Annotated in this window: 24 protein-coding genes; 5 read left to right on the top strand and 19 right to left on the bottom strand. The window is 58.5% G+C overall.

Features of this window, described 5'->3' with window-relative positions:
• Positions 1 to 23 precede the first annotated feature (23 nt).
• From tolB to ACEN8Q_RS29285, 12 genes are all read right to left on the bottom strand, one after another.
• Positions 24 to 1,304, bottom strand: coding sequence for a Tol-Pal system beta propeller repeat protein TolB (gene tolB, locus ACEN8Q_RS29340; RefSeq protein WP_177323544.1), 1,281 nt, complete (start codon positions 1,302 to 1,304; stop codon positions 24 to 26).
• Between the two features lie 17 nt (positions 1,305 to 1,321).
• On the bottom strand, positions 1,322 to 2,401 hold the full coding sequence (tolA, locus tag ACEN8Q_RS29335) for a cell envelope integrity protein TolA (protein ID WP_008015803.1): 1,080 nt from the start codon (positions 2,399 to 2,401) through the stop codon (positions 1,322 to 1,324).
• Entirely contained in the window at positions 2,401 to 2,853 is a 453-nt protein-coding gene (tolR, locus tag ACEN8Q_RS29330; protein ID WP_162130292.1) for a protein TolR, read from the bottom strand. Before tolR ends, tolA begins: the two co-directional genes overlap by 1 nt.
• A 23-nt stretch (positions 2,854 to 2,876) precedes the next feature.
• Positions 2,877 to 3,572, bottom strand: a complete 696-nt coding sequence (tolQ, locus tag ACEN8Q_RS29325) for a protein TolQ (RefSeq protein ID WP_007977321.1) — start codon at positions 3,570 to 3,572, stop codon at positions 2,877 to 2,879.
• The gene (ybgC, locus tag ACEN8Q_RS29320; RefSeq protein WP_085714501.1) at positions 3,562 to 4,029 is read right to left on the bottom strand and encodes a tol-pal system-associated acyl-CoA thioesterase; all 468 of its coding nucleotides are present in this window, start codon (positions 4,027 to 4,029) and stop codon (positions 3,562 to 3,564) included. The genes tolQ and ybgC overlap by 11 nt, the downstream gene beginning before the upstream one ends.
• Before the next feature lie 127 nt (positions 4,030 to 4,156).
• Positions 4,157 to 5,218 (bottom strand): Holliday junction branch migration DNA helicase RuvB, encoded by a 1,062-nt coding sequence (gene ruvB, locus ACEN8Q_RS29315; RefSeq protein ID WP_057398972.1) that lies wholly within the window; start codon positions 5,216 to 5,218, stop codon positions 4,157 to 4,159.
• Complete coding sequence (ruvA, locus tag ACEN8Q_RS29310) at positions 5,219 to 5,827, bottom strand: Holliday junction branch migration protein RuvA (RefSeq protein WP_007995640.1); 609 nt, start codon at positions 5,825 to 5,827, stop codon at positions 5,219 to 5,221.
• Positions 5,828 to 5,941: 114 nt separating this feature from the next.
• Entirely contained in the window at positions 5,942 to 6,466 is a 525-nt protein-coding gene (gene ruvC / locus ACEN8Q_RS29305) for a crossover junction endodeoxyribonuclease RuvC (protein ID WP_008015799.1), read from the bottom strand.
• A gap of 158 nt (positions 6,467 to 6,624) precedes the next feature.
• A complete protein-coding gene (locus tag ACEN8Q_RS29300) occupies positions 6,625 to 7,371 on the bottom strand; it encodes a YebC/PmpR family DNA-binding transcriptional regulator (protein WP_007995641.1) in 747 nt (248 codons plus the stop codon).
• 128 nt (positions 7,372 to 7,499) lie between these two features.
• On the bottom strand, positions 7,500 to 9,275 hold the full coding sequence (aspS, locus tag ACEN8Q_RS29295; protein WP_413425971.1) for an aspartate--tRNA ligase: 1,776 nt from the start codon (positions 9,273 to 9,275) through the stop codon (positions 7,500 to 7,502).
• A 119-nt stretch (positions 9,276 to 9,394) separates the two neighbouring features.
• Positions 9,395 to 9,616, bottom strand: a complete 222-nt coding sequence (locus ACEN8Q_RS29290) for an FmdB family zinc ribbon protein (RefSeq protein WP_007977333.1) — start codon at positions 9,614 to 9,616, stop codon at positions 9,395 to 9,397.
• A 136-nt stretch (positions 9,617 to 9,752) separates the two neighbouring features.
• Entirely contained in the window at positions 9,753 to 10,088 is a 336-nt protein-coding gene (locus ACEN8Q_RS29285; RefSeq protein ID WP_413425969.1) for a ribbon-helix-helix domain-containing protein, read from the bottom strand.
• 592 nt (positions 10,089 to 10,680) lie between these two features.
• Here ACEN8Q_RS29285 and ACEN8Q_RS29280 point away from each other — a divergent pair.
• On the top strand, positions 10,681 to 11,283 hold the full coding sequence (locus tag ACEN8Q_RS29280) for a cold shock domain-containing protein membrane protein (protein WP_413425967.1): 603 nt from the start codon (positions 10,681 to 10,683) through the stop codon (positions 11,281 to 11,283).
• A 64-nt stretch (positions 11,284 to 11,347) separates the two neighbouring features.
• Here the strand turns inward: ACEN8Q_RS29280 and ACEN8Q_RS29275 are convergent, their stop codons facing one another.
• Together ACEN8Q_RS29275 and ACEN8Q_RS29270 are read right to left on the bottom strand one after the other, a co-directional pair.
• Positions 11,348 to 11,554, bottom strand: coding sequence for a SlyX family protein (locus ACEN8Q_RS29275; RefSeq protein WP_322614660.1), 207 nt, complete (start codon positions 11,552 to 11,554; stop codon positions 11,348 to 11,350).
• Positions 11,555 to 11,557: 3 nt separating this feature from the next.
• Entirely contained in the window at positions 11,558 to 11,983 is a 426-nt protein-coding gene (locus ACEN8Q_RS29270) for an HIT family protein (protein ID WP_413426002.1), read from the bottom strand.
• Between the two features lie 910 nt (positions 11,984 to 12,893).
• On the opposite strand from ACEN8Q_RS29270, the gene ACEN8Q_RS29265 reads away from it, so the two are divergent.
• A complete protein-coding gene (locus ACEN8Q_RS29265; RefSeq protein WP_413425965.1) occupies positions 12,894 to 14,222 on the top strand; it encodes an OprD family porin in 1,329 nt (442 codons plus the stop codon).
• A gap of 144 nt (positions 14,223 to 14,366) precedes the next feature.
• Here ACEN8Q_RS29265 and ACEN8Q_RS29260 read toward each other — a convergent pair whose 3' ends face one another.
• Positions 14,367 to 15,209, bottom strand: coding sequence for a mechanosensitive ion channel family protein (locus ACEN8Q_RS29260; RefSeq protein WP_057398966.1), 843 nt, complete (start codon positions 15,207 to 15,209; stop codon positions 14,367 to 14,369).
• Between the two features lie 135 nt (positions 15,210 to 15,344).
• Complete coding sequence (locus ACEN8Q_RS29255) at positions 15,345 to 15,830, bottom strand: YajQ family cyclic di-GMP-binding protein (protein ID WP_007977344.1); 486 nt, start codon at positions 15,828 to 15,830, stop codon at positions 15,345 to 15,347.
• Positions 15,831 to 15,965: 135 nt separating this feature from the next.
• Between ACEN8Q_RS29255 and ACEN8Q_RS29250 the strand changes: the two genes are divergently transcribed.
• The 3 genes from ACEN8Q_RS29250 to ACEN8Q_RS29240 are packed head-to-tail and all read left to right on the top strand — an operon-like array spanning position 15,966 to position 19,549.
• Positions 15,966 to 16,883 carry a putative 2-dehydropantoate 2-reductase gene (locus ACEN8Q_RS29250; RefSeq protein ID WP_413704098.1) on the top strand — a complete coding sequence of 306 codons (918 nt, stop codon included), beginning with the start codon at positions 15,966 to 15,968 and terminating at the stop codon, positions 16,881 to 16,883.
• A gap of 45 nt (positions 16,884 to 16,928) precedes the next feature.
• A complete protein-coding gene (locus ACEN8Q_RS29245; RefSeq protein WP_413425960.1) occupies positions 16,929 to 18,965 on the top strand; it encodes an ATP-binding protein in 2,037 nt (678 codons plus the stop codon).
• Positions 18,966 to 18,967: 2 nt separating this feature from the next.
• Complete coding sequence (locus tag ACEN8Q_RS29240; RefSeq protein WP_413425957.1) at positions 18,968 to 19,549, top strand: cob(I)yrinic acid a,c-diamide adenosyltransferase; 582 nt, start codon at positions 18,968 to 18,970, stop codon at positions 19,547 to 19,549.
• A gap of 106 nt (positions 19,550 to 19,655) precedes the next feature.
• Here the strand turns inward: ACEN8Q_RS29240 and ACEN8Q_RS29235 are convergent, their stop codons facing one another.
• From ACEN8Q_RS29235 to argJ, 3 genes are all read right to left on the bottom strand, one after another.
• Entirely contained in the window at positions 19,656 to 20,600 is a 945-nt protein-coding gene (locus ACEN8Q_RS29235) for a Nudix family hydrolase (RefSeq protein ID WP_413425955.1), read from the bottom strand.
• A complete protein-coding gene (locus ACEN8Q_RS29230) occupies positions 20,597 to 21,223 on the bottom strand; it encodes a glutathione S-transferase family protein (protein WP_413425953.1) in 627 nt (208 codons plus the stop codon). The genes ACEN8Q_RS29235 and ACEN8Q_RS29230 overlap by 4 nt, the downstream gene beginning before the upstream one ends.
• A 160-nt stretch (positions 21,224 to 21,383) precedes the next feature.
• Entirely contained in the window at positions 21,384 to 22,601 is a 1,218-nt protein-coding gene (gene argJ, locus ACEN8Q_RS29225; protein ID WP_413425951.1) for a bifunctional glutamate N-acetyltransferase/amino-acid acetyltransferase ArgJ, read from the bottom strand.
• Positions 22,602 to 22,669 lie beyond the last annotated feature (68 nt).

Below are 22,669 nucleotides of genomic sequence, written 5' to 3'. Positions count from 1 at the left end.
TAAGTAAAACGTATAGCGCCGCGTCAGTTCAGGTAAGGGGACCAGGAAGGTTCTCTGACTTCGCCTTGTGCGGTAGGAAGCGGGAGCCTTACGCGTCCATTGATGGACACGAGCATCAAGACTCCCCGGCCCTGCTGGCGGGTGGCGTAGATTACCATGGTGCCGTTGGGCGCGACAGTAGGCGACTCGTCCAGAGTGCTATCAGTGAGGATTTTTACACTACCGCGTTGCAAATCCTGGGCCGCCACCTTGAAATTGGTGAAGCCATCCTGACGGTGAATCATGACAAGCGTCTTTTCATCAGCCGACAATTTAGGGTTGGCGTTGTAGTTGCCGACGAAAGTCACGCGTTCGGCACCGCCACCACCCGCACTGGTCTTGTAGATCTGCGGTTTGCCGCCACGGTCGGAAGTGAAGTAGATGGTCGAACCATCCTTGCCCCAGAACGGTTCGGTGTTGATGCCAGGACCGTTGGTGACGCGGCTGATCTGACGCGAACCCAGGTTCATCACGTAGATGTCCGGGTTGCCGTCTTTCGACAGCACGAACGCCAGGCGATTGCCATCCGGCGACCAGGCTGGCGCACCGTTCAGGCCTTCAAAGTTGGTGATCTGCTCACGGCGACCGGTGTCGATGTTCTGCATGAAGATCCGCGGACGCTTCTGCTCGAAGGAGACATAAGCGATGCGCTTGCCATCCGGTGCGAAACGCGGCGACAGGATCGGCTCGCGCGATTGCAGCAGGGTCACGGCGCGGGCACCGTCGTAGTCCGAACGTTGCAGGGTGTAGCGAGTGTTGTTCTCGGAGAAACGCTCGGCCGTCACGTACAGCAGGCGAGTCGAGAAGGCACCCTTGATACCCGTGAGCTTTTCGAACGACTGGTCAGAGATGTAGTGCGCCATGTCGCGCAACTGATCGACGCCGCCCGATACGCTGCCGGTCAGCACTTGCTGCTCGGTGGCCACGTTGAACAGTGCGTATTGCACCTGCAGGCGACCGCCCGCCGGAACGATGCTGCCGACCATGACGTACTGGGCACCCAGCGCCTTGAAGTCACGGAAGATGATCTCGCTGGCCTGGCTCGGCTGGCTGATCATGTTCTGCTTTGGAATCGGCGAGTAGTAACCCGAGTTGCGCAGGTCGTTACCGATGATTTCAGCCATGTCGTCCGGCAGCACGCTACCGCCCTGGAAGCCGAACGGAACAACTGCGATCGGGGTGGCCCGATCGCTGCCACTGGTGACCAGAATGTTTTTCTCATCTGCCATCGCGATCCCTGCCATGCAGCAGATCACGACGAGCATTCCTCGAAGGAGGTTTCTCACGGGGCTAGATCCTCAGGTGTGAATGTCATCTTGAATGAACGATACGGAGCAAAATCACTCGGCTTCATTCCCTGCATTTCTGTCAATCGTCCAATATTCTTCACTGCCGCTACGGCCGAAGCGTCAAACGGACCGTCGCCACTGGACTTGAGCACCTTGACCGAAGTCACCGTACCGTCCGGCAACATGCCGATTTGCAGCTGAACCGTCATGCCTTTGCGGGCCGAAGGTGGACGAGCCCAGCCTTCCGCTGCACGTATTCGAATCAGGTCATCGAAACTGCCGGCGACTTCGTCACCCTGCTCATCGGCCAAGGCCTGCTGACGCTGCGGCGTGTCGGAAAGCAAATCTGCCAGGGCCTGAGCCTTTTTGTCTTCGGCGGACTTACGTGCCGCATCCTGCGATTTCTTCTTCGCAGCATCGGCAGCAGCTTTCTTCTTCGCTTCCTCGGCGACCTTCTTCTTCGCCTCTTCAGCCTCGGCTTTCTTCTTGGCGTCTTCCGCGGCTTTCTTCTTCGCGTCTTCGACGATCTTCTTCTTGGCTTCTTCAGCGGCCGCTTTCTTGGCCTCTTCTTCAGCAGCTTTCTTGGCTTCTTCTTCAGCTTTCTTCTTGGCTATATCAGCCAATTGTTTCTCTTCTGCCTTCTTGGCTTCCGCGGCTTTCTTCGCATCGTCGGCTTTCTTGGCTTCATCAGCCTTTTTCGCCTCGTCCGCTTTCTTGGCTTCGTCGGCCTTCTTGGCTTCCTCGGCCTTTTGAGCCGCCTCTTCTTTCTTTTGTTCCGCGGCCTTCACCGCTTCCTGCTCGACCTTTTTCTGTTCCAACTGTTCGACTTCGGTCTGACGCGCAGCAGATTTCTGCGCTTCACCGGCAATCTTCTGATTGGTCTGGGTGGTCGCCCGACTTTTCGATTTCAGCTGGTACAAGGTCGCCTGGACAATCGGCTTGGCCGGCGGCAGTTCCGGGGTAAAGGCAAAACTGACGAACAGCATGCCGAACACCAGCACGTGCAAGCCAATCGCCCAGACACTAGGCCAGAAGTAGCTTTCCGAGGCGGACGGCTCTCGCTGTTGCTGCATCAGGGCGCCTCGGTAATCAAGCCAACATTACCGACCCCGGCTTTCTGCAACCCGCCCATGGCCCCCATGACAGAACCGTAATCGACGGATTTGTCACCGCGAATGAAGACTTGGGTGTGCTTGCCGTTTTCATTGCCGACGCGAATGATCTTGGTCACGGCGTCAGTCATCTGCGGCAACGTCATGGCCCGGTCTTGCTGCTTGTCCGTGTCGACTTCGCTACCAAGGTTCCAGTAGTAGGTCTTGTCGGATTTGATGGAAATGGTCAGGACCTGGGTGTTGTTGTCCTGCGGCAAGGCTTCGCTGGAAACCTTGGGCAGATCAACTTTCACGCCCTGATTGAGCATCGGCGCGGTCACCATGAAGATGACCAGCAGCACCAACATCACGTCGATGTAAGGCACCACGTTCATCTCGGCGACCGGCTTGCGCTTTTTGCGAGCTCGAGCGATTAAAGCCATTGGAAATTACCTGCTTATTCTTCGCTGGTGTGCACTTTGCGGTGCAGGATCGCCTGGAACTCGTCGGCGAAGGTGTAGTAGCGGCCCAGCAGGGTTTCGCTGCGAGCAGCAAAACGGTTGTAGGCGATAACGGCTGGAATGGCAGCGAACAGACCGATGGCCGTGGCGATCAGTGCTTCGGCGATACCCGGGGCCACAGTGGCCAGGGTCGCTTGCTGGGCGGTTGCCAGACCACGGAAGGAGTTCATGATCCCCCAGACGGTACCGAACAGACCGATGTACGGGCTGACGGAACCGACGGTGGCCAGGAAGGGCAGGCTCTGCTCGAGCTTTTCTTCTTCGCGGGAAATGGCGACGCGCATGGCACGGGCCACGCCTTCCATGACCGCTTCCGGATCAACGCCTGACTGCTGGCGCAGACGGGAGAATTCCTTGAAGCCGGCACGGAAGATTTGCTCGACACCCGAATCAGGGTCCGGGTTGCTGCCGGCCTGACGGTACAGCTTGGACAGGTCGATACCCGACCAGAAGCGCTCTTCAAAGCTCTCCAGGGCACGTCGACCGGCGCGCAGCAGGTTGCTGCGCTGAAAGATCATGATCCACGAGGTCACCGATGCGGCTACCAGGGTCAGCATTACCAGTTGCACCACGATACTGGCATTGCTGACCAGGCTCCACATGGAGGAATGGTCGACGACGTTAGCTTCCACGCTTTATCTCCTGCTTTGAGTGTGTACCCGCGCCGCTCACGTCGGCAAAGGCCGCTCGCAGAGCTTCGGGAATGGCCCGGGGTTTCAAACTGTCGGTGCGCACACAGGCCACCAAAAACTGCCCTTCGCAGAGCAGCGCATTATCCGTTGCCCGCCTGACCTGCTGTTTGAAGCGCAGGCTGGCACGGTTCAATTCGATTACTTCAGCGCTTACCAGCAGTTCGTCATCCAGTCGCGCCGGCGCGTGGTAGCGCGCTTCGCTGGAATGCACGACGAACAACAGGTCCTCCCCTGCCAGCTGCGATTGGGCAAAGCCCAGATCTCGTAGCCGCTCGGTTCGAGCCCGTTCCATAAACTTGAGGTAATTGACGTAATACACGATGCCGCCCGCATCGGTGTCCTCGTAATAAACGCGACAACGATGTGCGAAAGGCTCAAGCCCGTTTTGCGCGCGCATACTCTAGTGCTTACTCCTCAGGTTGCCAATCCGGCCAGGCAACTGTTTTTCATTGATCTGCGGCTTTCTCGTGAAAGTACGGTCCTGGGACACTACATTGCCCGAAAAAATCAGCACGCAAGGTTAATTAATCGTCACTGGCATCGAGGAACTCGTCTGCCACGGGCATTTCGCCCAATCGTGACGGAATGTTTAAACCGAAATGCAGGTAGGCATGGCGCGTCACCACCCGTCCCCGTGGCGTGCGCATGATGTAGCCCTGCTGGATCAGGTAAGGCTCCAGCACGTCTTCAATGGTGTGACGCTCTTCGCTGATGGCGGCGGCCAGGCTGTCGACCCCGACCGGCCCGCCGTCGAACTTCTCGATCATGGTCAGCAACAGGCGCCGGTCCTGGTGATCGAAGCCGCGCTCGTCGACGTCCAGCAGGTTCAGCGCGAGGTCGGCGATCGGCTTGGTGATATGCCCCTTGGCGCGAACTTCAGCGAAATCGCGCACCCGGCGCAGCAGTCGGTTGGCAATCCGTGGCGTGCCACGGGCGCGGCGGGCGATTTCGAAGGCGCCCTCCGGATCCAGCGGCAAACCAAGGATGCTTGCCGAGCGGCTGACAATGGTCGACAGATCGGCGTTGTTGTAGAACTCCAGGCGCTGGACGATCCCGAAACGGTCACGCAAGGGGTTGGTGAGCATCCCCGCCCGCGTCGTTGCGCCGACCAGGGTGAAAGGCGGCAGATCCAGTTTGATCGAACGCGCGGCCGGGCCCTCCCCGATCATGATGTCGAGCTGGAAATCCTCCATGGCCGGGTACAACACCTCCTCGACGATGGGCGACAGACGATGGATTTCATCGATGAACAGCACATCGTGAGGCTCAAGGTTGGTCAACAGCGCCGCGAGGTCACCCGGCCGCTCCAGCACGGGCCCCGAGGTGCTCTTGATCGACACCCCCATTTCCTGGGCGATGATGTTGGCGAGGGTGGTCTTGCCAAGGCCGGGGGGCCCGAAGATCAGCGTGTGATCCAGGGACTCGTTACGACCGCGAGCAGCTTGAATGAACAACTCCATCTGCTCGCGAACGGTCGGCTGGCCAATGTATTCGGCCAGGCTGACCGGGCGAATCGCCCGGTCCTGGACTTCTTCGCGCTCACGCGGGCTGTGCGTGGCAGCGATCAGACGATCAGCTTCAATCACTTAGATCATTCCCTTCAAGGCGCGGCGGATCATGTCTTCACTGCTCAAACCTTTCTCCTTGATCGCAGACACTGCCTTGCTGGCTTCCTGGGGTTTGTAGCCCAGGGAAATCAAGGCGCTGACGGCGTCATTTTCGGCAGTGTTCACCGGAGCGGGTCCATCCGGCTGGTTAGGCACCAGGGCGAACATGGCCGGTACGGTTTCCCAGGCCTTGAAGCGATCCTTGAGTTCGACCAGCAAGCGTTCGGCAGTTTTCTTGCCGACACCCGGGACCTTGGTCAGCGCCGAAGTGTCCTGGGACTGTACGCAACGAACCAGTTCATCGACTTCCAGGCTCGACATCAAGGCCAGCGCCAGTTTCGGCCCGACACCGTTGAGGCGGATCAATTCGCGAAAGAAATCGCGCTCACGCTTGCCGACAAAACCATAAAGTAACTGTGCGTCTTCGCGCACGACCAAATGGGTGTGCAAGGTCAGCGGTTCACCGACCGACGGCAAGCGGTAAAGAGTCGTCATGGGCACTTCAAGTTCATAGCCCAGGCCATTTACATCCAGAATCAGATGTGGAGGCTGCTTCTCAGCCAGGGTGCCGCGCAAACGTCCAATCACGTTACAAATCCTTGAGCGTTGGCCAGCTCTGGGCCAGCGACTGATAGAGCGAGGGAATATCGCCGACAACCCAGGCGAAACGCCCCCACTCCATAAAAATGCTTGCTGATGCTATCAGAGACGCAGGCGCCCGCCACGACTGCGTGCTGCTCCCAGGCCATGGGGCAACAGACTGGAACGGGTATGAGCATGGCAGATGGCAATGGCCAGGGCGTCCGAAGCATCGATCTGCGGCTTGCTGGTCAGCTTGAGCATGTGCATGACCATCATCTGCACCTGCTCCTTATTGGCCGCACCGGTACCGACGACGGCCTGCTTGACCTGGGTTGCGGTGTATTCGGCAATTTCCAGGCTTTCCTCGGCACCTGCCACGATCGCAGCACCACGGGCCTGCCCCAGCTTCAGGGCGGAATCGGCGTTACGGGCCATGAACACCTTTTCGATCCCCATGGTCACCGGATGGTACGTCTGAATGATCTCCCGCACCCCACGATAGACAATCTGCAGTCGCTCATGCAGCTCGCCGGCACCGGTGCGGATACAACCGGAGGCGACGTACTCACAGCCACGGCCGGTATCACGAACCACACCGTAACCGGTGATGCGCGAACCGGGGTCGATACCAAGAATTAAAGTCATAACGCCTGCAGGCTCAGTAAAAGCACGATATTCAATACAACGAATAACAAATGTGGGAGCGGGCTTGCTCGCGAAAGCGGTTTCATATTCAGCAACAACGTTGCCTGCAAATCCGCGTTCGCGAGCAAGCCCGCTCCCACATGGGACATTGTTGCCCTTTAGCCTAGCTGTGCGGCCACCGATTCCGGAATTTCCGCATTGGAATAGACGTTTTGCACGTCATCCAGGTCTTCGAGCATATCGATCAGCTTGAGGACTTTCTCGGCACCTTCCAGATCGAGTTCGGCACTGGTGGTCGGCAACATGACGATTTCCGCGTCATCACCCTTGAAACCCGCCGCTTCCAGTGCGTTACGCACGGAATAGAAGCCGGCGAACGAGGTGAAAACGTCGATCGAACCGTCTTCATTGGTCACCACGTCATCGGCGTCGGCTTCCATGGCCGCTTCCATCAGCGCGTCTTCGTCAACGCCGGCAGCGAAGGAGATCTGCCCCTTGCGTTCGAACAGATAGGCCACCGAACCGTCAGTCCCGAGGTTGCCACCGCACTTGCTGAACGCGTGACGAACAGCGGCTGCGGTGCGGTTACGGTTGTCGGTCATGCATTCGACCATCACCGCCACGCCACCCGGACCGTAACCCTCGTAGGTCAGTTCGACCACGTCGTCCGTGTCGGCTGCGCCGGTACCGCGGGCGACAGCACGGTCGATGATGTCGCGACTCATGTTGGCACCCAGGGCCTTGTCCAGGGCCAGACGCAGGCGTGGGTTGGAGCCCGGGTCGCCACCGCCCTGACGGGCAGCAACGGTTAGCTCACGAATCCACTTGGTGAAGATCTTGCCCCTCTTGGCATCCTGACGTTCTTTGCGGTGCTTGATGTTCGCCCACTTGGAATGACCTGCCATAACTCGCTCCGAATTCTCTTTGAAACATTGCCCGCTACGCTGCATTGCGCCAGCCGACAAACAAAAGTCTTGAACAACTCTGCCTAAAAGGAAAGGGCGCATCCCGAGATGCGCCCTTCAGGTCAAGCTTACTCAGCCTTGGGCGTTTCGCGCAGACGAATGTGCAGTTCGCGCAATGCCTTGGCGTCCACCTGGCCCGGCGCCTGAGTCATGACATCTGCCGCGCTCTGGGTTTTCGGGAAGGCGATCACTTCACGGATCGACTGGGCGCCGGTCATCAGCATCACCAGACGGTCCAGACCGAAGGCCAGGCCACCGTGCGGCGGTGCGCCGTATTTCAGGGCGTCGAGCAGGAAGCCGAATTTCTCTTCCTGTTCCGCTTCGTTGATGCCCAGCAGGCGGAACACCGACTGCTGCATCTCCTTGCGGTGGATACGGATCGATCCGCCACCCAGTTCGGTGCCGTTCAACACCATGTCGTAGGCACGGGACAGTGCGCCAGCCGGATTGGCTTCCAGCTCTTGCGGGGTGCACTTCGGTGCGGTGAACGGGTGGTGCAAGGCGGTGAAGCTGCCGTCGTCGTTCTCTTCGAACATCGGGAAGTCGACGACCCACATTGGTGCCCACTTGCAGGTCAGCAGGTCCAGGTCGTGGCCAAGCTTGATCCGCAGTGCGCCCAGGGCTTCGCTGACGATCTTCGCCTTGTCGGCGCCGAAGAACACGATATCGCCGTCGACCGCACCGACGCGATCGAGGATCACGTTCAGGTTGGCTTCAGGAATGTTCTTCACGATTGGCGACTGCAGGCCTTCGACGCCATTGGCGCGCTCGTTGACCTTGATGTACGCCAGGCCCTTGGCACCGTAGATACCGACAAACTTGGTGTAATCGTCGATCTGCTTGCGCGGCATGCTTGCCCCGCCTGGAACGCGCAAGGCAGCGATGCGGCATTTCGGGTCATTGGCCGGGCCGCTGAACACCTTGAAGTCGACTTCCTTGAGCTGGTCGGCAACGTCAACCAGTTCCAGCGGGTTACGCAGGTCTGGCTTGTCGGAACCGTAGCGGCGCATGGCTTCTTCGAAGGTCATGTGCGGGAAATCGCCGAATTCCAGATCCAGCACTTCCTTGAACAGGTTGCGGATCATGGCTTCGGTCAGGCCCATGATGTCTTTTTCATCGAGGAAGCTGGTCTCGATGTCGATCTGGGTGAATTCCGGCTGGCGGTCGGCACGCAGGTCTTCGTCACGGAAGCACTTGGCGATCTGGTAGTAACGGTCGAAGCCGGCCACCATCAGCAGTTGCTTGAACAGCTGCGGCGATTGCGGCAAGGCGAAGAACGAACCGGCGTGAGTACGGCTCGGCACCAGGTAGTCGCGCGCGCCTTCAGGGGTGGCGCGGGTCAGGATCGGCGTTTCTACGTCGAGGAAGCCGTTCTCGTCGAGGAAGCGGCGGATGCTGGTGGTCATGCGCGAACGCAGACGCAGCTTCTCGGCCATTTCCGGACGACGCAGGTCGAGGAAACGATAGCGCAGGCGGGTTTCTTCGCCGACGTCGGAGAACTCGTTCAATGGGAACGGCGGGGTTTCCGATTCGTTCAGCACTTCCAGCTCATAGCCGAGGACTTCGATCATGCCCGACGCCATGTTGGCGTTGGTCGCACCGGCCGGACGCAGGCGAACCTTGCCGGTGATCTTCACGACGTATTCGCTGCGCACGCGGTCGGCTGCGGCGAAGGTTTCAGCGCGGTCCGGATCGAACACGACCTGGGCCAGACCATCACGATCACGGATATCGAGGAAAATCACCCCACCGTGGTCACGGCGACGATGGACCCATCCGCAAAGGGTAATTTCCTGGCCGTCCAGGCTTTCGTTCAGTTGGCCGCAATAATGGCTGCGCATCATGGTCGTGGTTTCACTTCTCGTAATTCGAAATTCGGTTGGAGATCCTACAGCAGCCCCGCCTTTAAAAAGTCGTCGGGTGATGCAAGAGCACGCGTGTTGTTCAACTCAGGCTCAGGACCTTAGTCAGCTTTGTCGCCGCCGGCCAGGTTCTTCTTGGAACCGGTCTTGAAATCGGTTTCGTACCAACCCGTGCCGCTAAGGCGAAAGCCCGGCATGGACAGCATTTTTTTAAGCTCTGGCGCCTGACAGGCAGGGCAGTCGACCAGCGGTGCATCGCTGATCTTTTGAATGGCTTCCAACTGATGACCACAGGAAGCACATTGATAATCGTACATCGGCATGGAGGTTGTCTCGGCGATCAGATTGCTACCGCACACGCAGGGTTTTGCGGCAAAGAGCGGGATTATATCCATTAAATGCGGCCTGTGCAGCCGTAAGACTGCACAGGCCGACACTCTGCTGCTTTCGCCGTCCAGACTAGGCCGTGCCGATGCACCCGCCTTCCTTGAGACTGTGCACGACACAAACAACCCGCACCAATCCGCTGAAATTCCTGACTCCGCCGTGGCGCAAGTGAACCTCGCGATCCAGATGAGATAACAGGCTACTGACCGAGCAACCGTTGACCCGGGCCATCTCCGCCAAAATATCCCAATAAACCTGCTCAAGCCGCAAACAGGTGGCGAAGCCATTCAATCGTACGGAGCGGGACAAAGGCTGGGCCAGCCCCATATCGAACTCGCGAACGAACGGGTCAACCCTTACATCCCTGCGCGAACCGTATCGCCCCTCTTCATGCCTTTCATAAACCATAACGCTGACACTCCTTTGCCATCCTGGTTTGATTAAGAGCAACTGTCTGCCGACTTATAAAAACGCAGGTGCAAAGGTATATCCAGACGACTTTATGGCCGCCGACGTAGGATAAGCCAACAACTTTTGGCAGACCGTGGAGAACGTCCTACTCCGGACAATTTCCCACACAGCAAAGTGACGCCCCCTTCAGATGCACAGTATCGAATGGTGTAGGAAAGTAGAGTGCGAAGCATCCAGGCCGTTTTTTTTCATGCACCTGCATGCACTGGATCAACACCTCAACCGCAAGTTCGTCACTGACCTTGTCGAGTAATGGGTGCCGAACCACCCCGGCAAGCCTGCCGCCTTACCGCAGCCGCGAAACTTCGGGCAACCTGCGGCCATTCGCTCCAAAAGAGCCGCCGGACGCCCTGATTTGAGTAGCCTGCCGCTTTGCTGTTAAATAGACGGCGTGTCGCCAGCACCTATTTTTCCCGGTATGGCGCATAGGCTGATATCGGGCACGTGTCCAACGCCTCTTTATTGTTTTGAAGCGAACCGTGCGCCATCAGCTCTTCCTTGTGAACTGTCTTAACGTGAGTTAATCAAAATGTTGAAAATCGTCCATCTGCTGATAGGCGCTGCGGCCTTGCTGCTGTCCTTTGTCCCTAGCCTGCAATCCGAAGCCTTACCTTACCTGCAACAACCTGATGCGCTGTACCTGGCCTTTTTCGGCCTGCTCAATCTCACACTTGCACCTGTCATCCCTTACTGGAACAAAGGTCCGCGCCACCAACTGCAAAACCTGGTCAGCGCCCTGCTGGTCCTGGCGGTAGTCCTGCAAACCCTGACACTGATCGCACCGATGCCTGTCATCGCCGGTCAACCCGCCGTTCTGTTCAGCCTGGTCGCAGCCCTGATCGCTATTGCCCTGCATCTGGGTATCAGCTTCTACAAATCGTCACCAGCCACCGCCTCGCCAAGCTACGACATGAGCAACCGCGATACCGGCACCGTAAAATGGTTCAACACATCCAAAGGCTTCGGCTTCATTTCCCGCGACTCCGGCGACGATATCTTCGTCCACTTCCGGGCCATTCGCGGTGAAGGTCACCGCGTTCTGGTAGAAGGCCAGCGCGTGGAGTTCTCTGTCATGAATCGTGACAAGGGCCTGCAAGCCGAAGACGTGATCGCCGCACTGCCACGTCGCTGATTCAAAGCTGAAAAAAACCGCGCACAGCCGAGCTGTCCGCGGTTTTTTCATGCCTGTGCGTCGCTCAATAGTGCGGCGGCGGCGCTTCCTCTTCGAACGACTCGAACTGGCCGACCATTTCCTCCTGGCGCTTGAGCAGCGCAGCCATCTGCAGTTGCAGACGCTCGACCACCCGTTGCTGCTCGACCAGGACATCATTCAATGCCTGGACGGTGTCATCCTGAAAGGCCAGGCGGCTTTCCAGATCGGTAACGCGTTCTTCCAGGCTCATGATTCAGCCCTCCAGAAACGTAAAATCATCGGTCAATATCAGGCGCAAACGTTCGCGAATGGCGGCGACCTGCTCCGAATCATAGGGCTTTGCCGGATGTTTCCCCCAAACCGGTGCTGGCCAGGCGGCATCTTCGCGCTTGCGCACAATCACGTGCATATGCAACTGGCTGACGACATTGCCCAGCGCCGCAACATTCAATTTGTCCGCGTCGAACGAGTCCTTGAGCACTTGCGAAAGCTCCGTCGTCTCCTTCCAAAGCTGTTGCTGATCTGCATCATCCAACTGAAATATCTCACTGATAGCCTCACGGCGAGGTACCAGGATGAACCAGGGATAGTTCGAATCGTTGGACAACAGCAACCGGCAGAGCGGAAAGTCCCCGATCGGTAACGTGTCTTGTTGAAGTCGTGGATCTAAAGCAAACACCGCGTGCACTCCCGCCGGGTCATCATTTTTCAGCTTAGCGCCCATCCGGAGGGACAGCTCACCAAGCGACCGGACGGCAGCATACCTGCGAACGGCGCACGCTTCACGGCGAACCTTGCACAGAGGTCCCTGGCGCAAGCGAAAGCTGTCAGCCCGCTCCTGAATGAGACATTTTTCGCTGCCGCGCACCATGACAGCACCGATCAACCGGCAAAAAACGCCGAAATGACTGATTCACAACGAAGTGTTCGCACAAGACAAGCGGTCAACCGGGATGAACCCGGCACGGGGCGAAAAATTTTTTGCACCAAAACCGCACAGTGGGTCTACGCTGAACGCTTCGACATCCGCCATTTACTCACTGGCGGGGTGAACCGGTAACATTTTTGGTTGTCAGTCAGTCGACCAGAAGGGTGCAACATGATGCCAGGCAAGGCGTCAAGCCCATACCAAGCGTGCTTGAACCCCCGGTTTTATGAGGTTTTTACAGCGTCAGACCGTCAATTTGAAAAAAAATGCAACAGAGCTGGATTTTGCGCATGCTTATTGCATTCATACCCAACATCACCTGATGTGACACCCGCTGGAAGCGGAGGTCTTCAGGTAAAAAAGACAGCGGCAAGGTAGCCCGATGGAGATTCAAACGTTTCACCAGGACTCTTTTTACTGGCGCCAAGGCTCAGAAAACAGCATTAAAGTTGTCAGCCCGGTTGCGTTGGAGCTGGAAATTTGCGACATCTATCTCGCTGTTTGCGACAGGGTCGTAAAGAAGGCGAAAGGTTAGATACGCAAGTATCGCCAACATTGTCGGCGTGATATAAGTTTGCGCCGACACAAAAAGAAAGAGCCGCCCAGATAATAAAACAGGTGGGACGGCAGTACTCTTCTAAAACCAAAGGAGCAAATCACGATGCGCGTGATGAAGTGGAGCATGATCGCACTGGCAGTTGCAGCAGCAGCCAGTACTCAGTTGGCAGTAGCCGCACCTTTCGTAAGCGACCAGGCCGAAGCCAAAGGTTTCGTTGAAGACAGCAAACTCGACTTGCTGGTTCGCAACTACTACTACAACCGTAACAAGAAAAACGGCGCAGTCGATGACAAAGACTGGACCCAGGGCATCCAGGGCATGTACAGCTCGGGCTACACCCAAGGCCTGATCGGTGTTGGCGTTGAAGCTTGGGGCCAACTGGCCATCAAACTGGACGGTTCCGACAAATATGCAGGTTCCGGCAACATGTCCGTGGACTCTGATGGCGAAGTCAACAACAGCCAGGGCAAAGCCGGCGCTGCCGCCAAGTTCCGCATCTCCAAGACCGAGCTGAAAATCGGCGACATGCAGCCAAGCACCTCTCCAGTGTTCGCTGTAGGTGGTTCCCGTATCCTTCACCAAACTGCCAGCGGTATCCAACTGCAGAGCAGCGAAGTCAAAGACCTTGACCTCGAAGCCGGTCACTTCTACTCGGCAACCAGCCAGGACCGCAACGCTCGTGACGGCGAACTGTTCGCTACCTACGCTGGCGTGACAGCCAACTCCATCGACTACTTCGGTGGCAAGTACGGCATTACCCCGGACCTGAGCGTATCGCTTTACGGTGCCAAGCTCGAAGACGTCTGGAACCAGTACTACGCCAACGCGAACTACACCCTCGCACTGGGCGGCGACAACTCGATCAACTTCGACGGTAACATCTACAACACCAAGGATACCGGTAACGCTAAAGCAGGCGACATCAGCAACACCGCCTACTCCCTGGCCGCTGCTTACTCGTTCCTGAAAGCACACACCCTGACCCTGGCCTTCCAGAAGGTCAACGGCGATACCCCGTTCGACTACATCGGTGTGGGTGACAACAACCGTGGTGGCGACTCGATTTTCCTCGCCAACTCCATTCAGTACTCTGACTTCAACGCCCCTGGCGAGAAGTCGGTACAAGCCCGTTACGACCTGAAAATGGCCGAGTACGGCGTACCTGGCCTGAGCTTCATGGTCCGTTACGTGAATGGTTGGAACATCGACGGTACCAACACTCCATCGAACAGCACCTACACCGGTCTGTACGGTGCAGACGGCAAACACCACGAAACCAACGTGGAAGCCAAGTACGTCATTCAATCCGGCCCAGCCAAGGATCTGTCGTTCCGCATCCGTCAAGCATGGCACACCGCCAATGCTGACGAAGGCGAAGGCGATATCTCTGAGTTCCGCCTGATCACCGACTACCCGCTCAACATTCTGTAATCACAGAAAGTTAGTTTGCGGTAATCAAAAAAAGGCCCATCTTCGGATGGGCCTTTTTCGTTGGTGTGACAACAGTGTGTTTAAAACATCAGATCCATGCAGAACATGCCTGACCGAATAGTCAGGCATTGACCAGAAAACCAATCACTGCGCAGCAGATTCCTGAACCACGCGAATAACCCGCTGTGGAAATGGAATATCGATGCCGGCCTCTCTCAGACGATCACGGGATAGTTCGTTGAACATGAACATCACATCCCAATAATCCGCCGTCTTCACCCAGACACGCAGGGAAACAGTGATCGAACTGTCACCCAATGTCGAAATGACTGCCTGAGGTGCCGGGTCAGTCAAAACACGCGGATCCTTGGCCAACTCCAGCAACACTTCTCTGGCTTTCTGCAAGTCCGCTTCGTAATCGACGCCTACATCAAACACCACTTTGCGGGTCGGCTGACGATTGGTATTGGTGATAATGCCGTTCGACAGATTACCGTTGGGCACGATGATGGTTTTGTTGTCACCGGTACGCAGTACGGTATGGAAAATCTGGATGCTGTCGACAGTACCGGCGACACCTTGAGCCTCGATCCAGTCACCAATACGAAACGGACGGAACAGCAAAATCAGCACGCCGCCCGCGAAGTTCGCCAGGCTGCCCTGCAAGGCCAGGCCAATGGCCAGGCCCGCCGCACCAATCGCCGCTACAAACGAAGTGGTTTCCACACCGATCATCGAGGCCACGCTGACGATCAGCAGGATCTTGAGGATGATGTTCGCCAGGCTGCTGATAAAGCCTTGCAGCGCCAGGTCGGCATTACGCAATGCGATCAGGCCGCCGAGCTTTTTCGTGACTTTGTTGATCAGCCACCAGCCGATGGCCAGGGTGATGACCGCCAGCAGTACACGACTGCCGTACTCCATGATCATCGGGATCCAGGTCTGGGAGACCTTGACCAGGTTGTCTACCTCAGCATTTAAGTCCATCTGCTTGCTCCTTTTCCGGCTATCCGGCATGCATAAAAAAAGCGGCAGAAAGATTGAACCGCGACGAGCTCAATCGTTTCTGCCGTTGCCTGGGCCTGCGACGTCGCAAACGCCAAGAGGTTCCCGCGTACAAGATCAGTCGCGGAAGTTGTTGAACTGCAGCGGCATACCGAATTCCTTGGCCCGCAGCACTGCAATGGCTTCTTGCAGGTCATCGCGCTTTTTACCGGTAATACGTACCTGCTCGCCCTGAATGGCAGCCTGGACCTTGAGCTTGGCGTCCTTAACATGAGCGACGATCTTCTTCGCCAGTTCCTTGTCGATGCCTTCCTTGAGGACCGCTTCCTGCTTCATCAGCTTGCCCGAAGCGAACGCGTCCTTGACTTCAAGGCACTGCACGTCGATTTTGCGCTTGACCAGCGCCAGCTTGAGGATCTCAATCATTGCTTCGAGCTGGAAATCCGCCTCGGCGGTCAGGTTGACGGTCAGGTCTTTTTCCTTGAACTCGAAGCTGCCTTTGCCTTTCAGGTCATAACGACGATCGAGTTCCTTGACGGCGTTCTCGACCGCGTTGGTGACTTCGTGTTTGTCCAGTTCGGATACCACGTCGAACGACGGCATGTAATCTCTCCAAATTTAAAGGCGTGCTGATGGAGCACGCCTGGCTTGCGGTTAAAATCCGCGCTGATTATAACGGGTCTTTCCCATCATTCACTGTGAGCTGCCGATGCACGCCTTAAACAGAGCAAAAAGCTGATGTCTACCACCTGGCATGTTCTGGGCGCCGGCAGCCTTGGCACTTTATGGGCAACACGTCTGGCACGGGCTGGAGTGCCGGTCAGGTTGATCCTGCGGGACACCGCGAGACTGCAGGCCTATGAGGCAGCCGGTGGATTGACACTGGTGGAACACGGCGAGGCGCAACACTATGCCGTGCCCGCCGAGACAGCCGACAGCAGCCAACCGATCAACCGCCTGCTGGTGGCATGCAAAGCCTACGATACCGAAGGTGCGGTGGCCCGACTGGCGCCACGCCTGGCCCCAGACGCCGAACTGATTCTGCTGCAAAATGGCCTGGGCAGTCAGGAAGCGGTGGCCGCACAGGTTCCTCAGGCACGCTGCATCTATGCGTCGAGCACCGAAGGGGCCTTCCGCGATGGCGATTGGCGCGTGGTGTTTGCCGGGCATGGCTTCACCTGGCTGGGGGATGCGAGCCATCCCGTCGCGCCGATCTGGCTCGATGACCTGAGCACTGCCGGCATCCCCCACGAGTGGAGCACCGAAATCCTGACCAGGCTGTGGCGCAAACTTGCGCTTAACTGTGCGATCAATCCGCTGACGGTGCTGCACGACTGCCGCAACGGTGGTTTACAGCAACATCACTGCGAAGTCGCCACCCTGTGCGGCGAACTGGTGGAGTTGCTTGAGCGTTGTGGTCAGCCGGCAGCGGCCGAAAACCTGCAGCAGGAAGTCGAACGGGTGATCCACGCCACTGCTGCCAACTACTCCTCGATGCATCAGGACGTCACCAGCCAGCGCCGCACAGAAATCAGCTACCTGCTGGGTTACGCCTGTAAAGTTGCCGGGCGTCATCAACTGAACCTGCCTCACCTCAATCAGCTTGAGTCAAGGTTGATTGCTCGCCTGCACAGCCTTGGATTGCCCAGCGACTGAGCAGCGGCTACGCTGGCCACTTGTTCCTTTTTTGCGATGAATCCGATGCCATTGCGCCAGCGCCTTGAAAACCTGCCCGTCGGCCAGAAACTGCTGGCCGCCCTGCTGGTACTGATGGTCACCGTCCTGCTGGTTGCCAACCTGACCTTTATCAGCGCCGCGTACTACATCTCCCAGGAAAGCATGGCACCCCAAGCCCTGCAGACCATCGGCCGACTGGTATCCAACCCGAGCCTGGCCTCCGAAGCCCTGGCGTCACCACAAAGCGCCGAGCGCCTGCTACAGGAACTCAACAGCTATTCGCCGCTGCGTGCGGCAGCCCTGTATGACGGCAAGGGCGAGCAACTGGCGCAATTGCAGCATGGCGACAACCTGGAACTGCCGAAGCGTTTCCGCCATGTCGAAGACTGGCAGGCCACCGAGTTTCGCACCAATCAAGTCATCACCCTGCCCCGCCCCGGCACTGCACCAGGGCACTTGCTGCTGGTGGCCACGAGCGAACTGCCAATGGCGTTCTACACCGGGACCCTGACGGCCAGCCTGGGCATTCTGATCTTCAGCGTGTTGCTGTGGCTGATCATTGCCCGCCAGATCAAGCGCCTGATTACCCGGCCGATCCACCAGCTCGAAGAGTTGTCCCGCCAGGTAACCCGTGAAGAAAACTACGCACTGCGCGCTTCACGAGGAAACCACGATGAAATCGGCAGCCTCGCCGAGGCGTTCAACACCATGCTCTCGCGAATCGAGGCCAGGGAGCAGCAACTCAAGCGGGCTCGGGACGACTCCCAGGCGGCCTACGACCAGGCCCAGGGTCTGGCCGAAGAAACTCGCCATACCAACCGCAAACTGGAGCTCGAAGTCCAGGTGCGCAGCAAGATCGAGAAAAAGCTCACCGGCTTCCAGAACTACCTCAACAGCATCATCGACTCCATGCCGTCGGCGCTGATCGCCCTCGACGAACAGCTCTACGTGACGCAATGGAACCAGGAAGCCAGCGCCCTGTCCGGCACACGCCTCGATGAAGCCCTGAACCAACCCATCTTCCTTGCCTTCGAACCACTGAAGCCGTTTCTGCCGCAACTCAAGCAGACGGTCGAGCAGCATACGGTGGCCAAAATCGAACGTGTCACCTGGCTCAAGGACGACGAACCCCGCCACTACGCCCTGACTTTCTACCCATTGATGGGCGGTGCCGGGCGCGGCGTGGTGATCCGGATCGACGACATCACCCAGCGCCTGTCCCTGGAAGAGATGATGGTGCAATCGGAGAAAATGCTTTCGGTCGGGGGGCTTGCCGCCGGCATGGCCCACGAGATCAACAACCCGCTGGGTGCGATCCTGCACAACGTGCAGAACATTCGTCGACGCCTGTCCCCTGATCTGCCGAAGAACCTTGAAGTGGCCGAACAGGCCGGAATCGAACTGGCGACGGTCAATCAGTATCTGCAAATCCGTGAAGTGCCACAGTTGCTCGACGGCATCCAGCAGGCCGGTGCCCGGGCCGCCAAAATCGTGACCCACATGCTCAGCTTCAGCCGTCGCAGCACCCGCCAGATGGCCCCCTGCGATCTGCCCGCACTGATCGACCAGGCGGTGGAGATCGCCGGTAACGATTTCGACCTGGCAATAGGCTTCGACTTCAAGGGCCAGGCCATCATTCGTCAGTTCGATCCGGCGCTGGGACCGGTTCCCGGCACCGCCAACGAACTGGAGCAAGTGCTGCTCAACCTGTTGAAAAACGCCGCGCAAGCCATTCACCAGCGCGAAGACGACAGCGAGCCGGGACGGATCATCCTGCGCACCAGGCTGAATCCGCCGTGGGCGGAAATCCAGGTCGAGGACAACGGCATCGGCATGAGCGAGAACGTGCGCAAACGGACCTTCGAACCCTTCTTCACCACCAAGGAAATCGGCCAGGGCACCGGACTTGGGCTGTCGGTGTCGTACTTCATCATCACCAATAACCACAAAGGGCAGATGGAAGTGCAATCGACCCTGGGCCAAGGCACTTGCTTCACCTTGCGCCTGCCCCTGGCGAGCACACCGCCTGTCTCGCAAGAACTCAATCTGCTATCGAGGTAACCATGGGCTTTCGTTTATCGAAGATTTACACCCGCACTGGCGACAAAGGCGAGACCGGGCTGGGCGATGGCCGTCGCGTGCCCAAGGATCACCCGCGGATCGAGGCCATTGGCGAAGTCGATACGCTGAACAGTCAGGTGGGCGTGTTGCTGGCCGGGTTGGCGGCGCAAACGCATGACTTTTCAGGTTTGCAGGAAGTGATCGATGTTTTGGCGCCTTGCCAGCACCGTTTGTTCGACCTCGGTGGCGAACTGGCGATGCCGGTGTATCAGGCGTTGAATGCAGCGGAAATCGAACGCCTGGAAGCCGCGATCGATGTGTGGAATGAAGAGTTGGGGCCGCTGGAAAATTTCATCCTGCCCGGCGGCTCGACGCTGATTGCCCAGGCTCATGTCTGCCGCAGCCTGGCGCGCAGCGCAGAGCGGCGGTGTCAGCAACTCAATGCGATTGAGCCATTGGCCGGGGTTGGCCTGGCGTACATCAATCGGTTGTCGGATTTGTTGTTTGTTGCCGCGCGGTTGATTGCCAAGCGACAGGGAGTGGCGGAGATTCTTTGGCAGCCTGCGGCGAAACCTGAGGTTTAGTCGGCGCCTGCCAGGCCCCCTTCGCGAGCAAGCCCGCTCCCACAGTAGGTCTGTGGCGCTCACAAAACCTGTGGGAGCGGGCCTTCCCGCGAAGGGGCCGCTAGAATCAGGCCTCAGGCCAAAACGCCCGAATACCTGCCACCCCCTGCGCACCCGCAGCCCAGGCTTTCTCGACCTCCGACGGGCCAACACCACCAAGCAGGAATACCGGTTTGCTGAACCCCTCGATCAAGCTCGACGCCTGCTCCCAACCCAACGGCTCGGCGCCAGGGTGAGTCAGGGTCGGTTGAACCGGAGACAGGGTCACGAAGTCCACCCCCATCTGTTCGGCCAACGCCAGCTCTTCAGCGTTATGGCACGACGCCGCCAGCCAGCGCGATGCCGGTAGCGGTCGCCCCGCCGCTGCGTATTTGCGCAGCTGCGCCGAGGTAATGTGCCAACCCGCGGCCGGGAAGTCGCCCAGCCATTCGAACGGCCCCTTGATCATCAATTGCGCCTTGCCGGCACACAAACCCACCGCATCGACAGCCAGGTCACGATATTTCGGGTCGTAACCGTTTGGTGCACGCAATTGGATAAGCTTGATGCCGCCTGCAATGGCCTTCTGAATACCACGCAGCAACGCTGGAGTTTCCAGGTCCTCCGGGGTGATCAAGTACTGAGCCGGTAATTTTGCAGCCGCGACGATCGGCTGATTGGCCGCCGGGAACTGGTAATTCGACAAATCACGCGGTGCAACCCAGGCCAGCGGCTGTCCCTCGGCACCGTGGGGCTCACCGGTAAACGCCGAAACCTCCCAGACATCCAGCAACACCTGCTTGTCCGGGTAATCGTGCCGAATCCTGATCAGCGGGCGCGCCGCGCCGACCACGATGCCCAGTTCTTCATGGAGTTCGCGGGCCAGTGCGGTTTCGACCGACTCGTCGGCCTCGACCTTGCCCCCGGGAAACTCCCACAGGCCGCCCTGGTGCTGTGAGTCGGCACGTCGGGCGATCAGGATCTGGCCACTGCCATCGCGGATGACGGCAGCGGCGACATGAACTCGTTTCACCTTTGCAACTCCTCCAGTCCGGCCTTCTGCCACGCCTTGAACGCCGGCCATTGGTAGAGGGTCTCGACATAGGCTTCGTCGATGGCAGACAGTTTCACCTGATAGGTGCGCAGGCGCACGGCAATCGGTGCAAAGAACACGTCAGCCAGACTGATACGACCAAACAGGTACGGCCCGGCTTCAGTCGCGGCAGCGCGGCACTCGGCCCACAGTGCCGACATGCGTTCGATGTCGGCCTGAACGTCAGCCGGAACCGGCGACAAAGGGGCGTCATGGCTCAGGTCAAACGGCATGTTGCCGCGCATGGCGAAGAATCCGCTATGCATTTGCGCACACGCCGAGCGCGCCTGGGCGCGGGCGGCAATGTCTTTCGGCCAGAGTCCCGGGAACTGTTCTGCCAGGTATTCGGCAATCGCCAGGGAGTCGGCAATGGTGCCGTGTCCGGTTTTCAGCAGCGGGACCTTGCCAGTCGGCGAATGCTTGAGCAGACGCTCGCGGGTGTCCGGCTGGTTCAGCTTGATCAGTTCTTCGGTGTAGGCCGCGCCGGTCAGATCCAGAGCCAGGGCGCCGCGCAGGGACCAGGAAGAAAGCAGTTTGTCGCCGATGATCAGGTGCAGGCTCATGTTCGGGGTGCCTTCTCGTCAGGGTAACAAGCAAGAATATCCAGCGTCTGGTCGTCAGCCTTCGCGAGCAAGCCCGCTCCCACAGTAGATTTGTGGCACTCACAAAACCTGTGGGAGCGGGCTTGCTCGCGAATGGGACGACTCGGTCTTCAACCGTGTATCAAGTACGGTACTCGGCGTTGATCTTCACGTATTCGTGGGACAGGTCGGTGGTCCAGATGGTTTCGCTGCAATCGCCACGCCCCAGCTCGATACGGATGGTGATTTCTTCCTGCTGCATCACCGCCGCGCCCTGGGCTTCGGTGTAGGTTGCCGCGCGCGCACCACGGCTGGCAATGCACACTTCACCGAGAAATACGTCGATCTTGCTCACGTCCAGGTCCGGAACGCCGGCACGGCCAACAGCGGCCAGGATACGGCCCCAGTTCGGGTCGGAAGCAAACAGTGCGGTCTTGATCAGCGGCGAGTGAGCCACGGTGTAGCCGACGTCCAGGCACTCCTGGTGATTGCCGCCGCCGTTGACTTCAACGGTGACGAACTTGGTCGCGCCTTCGCCATCGCGGACGATGGCCTGGGCCACGTCCATGCACACTTCGAACACCGCTTGTTTCAACTTGGCGAACAACTCGCCTTCGGCGCGGGTGATTTCCGGCAGCGCGGCCTGCCCCGTGGCGATCAGCATGCAGCAATCGTTGGTCGACGTATCACCGTCGATGGTGATGCGGTTGAACGACTTGTTGGCGCCATCGAGCATCAGGTTTTGCAACACGTCGCGGGAAACCTTGGCGTCAGTGGCGATGTAGCCGAGCATCGTCGCCATGTTCGGACGAATCATGCCGGCGCCTTTGCTGATGCCGGTAACGGTGACGGTCACACCGTCGTGCTGGAACTGACGGCTGGCACCTTTTGGCAGGGTGTCGGTGGTCATGATGCCGGTGGCGGCAGCTTCCCAGTTGTGGATCGACAGATCATCGAGGGCAGCTTGCAGCGCACCTTCGATCTTCTCCACAGGCAGCGGCTCACCGATCACACCGGTGGAGTACGGCAGCACCTGGCTGGCATCGACACCGGTCAGTTCAGCCAGTTTGGCGCAGGTACGCTCGGCGGCGGCCAGGCCAGGCTCGCCCGTGCCGGCGTTGGCATTGCCAGTGTTGGTCAGCAGGTAACGCACAGGGCCTTGTACGCGTTGCTTGGCCAGGATCACCGGTGCGGCGCAAAAGGCGTTCAAGGTGAACACGCCGGCAACCGTGGAGCCTTCAACACAGCGCATGACCACAACATCCTTGCGCCCCGGGCGCTTGATGCCGGCCGAGGCGATACCGAGTTCAAAACCGGCAACCGGGTGCAACGTTGGCAAAGGACCAAGACCAACAGCCATGAATGCGCTCCTTTATAAATAATGTCAGCACCGCTCAAGGGAAACGGTGGTTCGAATGGTAAAACGCC

The organism is Pseudomonas sp. Pseusp16, from assembly GCF_047324915.1.
In the GTDB taxonomy this organism is placed as follows: Bacteria; Pseudomonadota; Gammaproteobacteria; order Pseudomonadales; family Pseudomonadaceae; genus Aquipseudomonas; species Aquipseudomonas fluorescens_CD.
The sequence above is the reverse complement of the archived record's forward strand: the minus strand, read 5'-3'. Positions and strand labels throughout refer to the sequence as shown.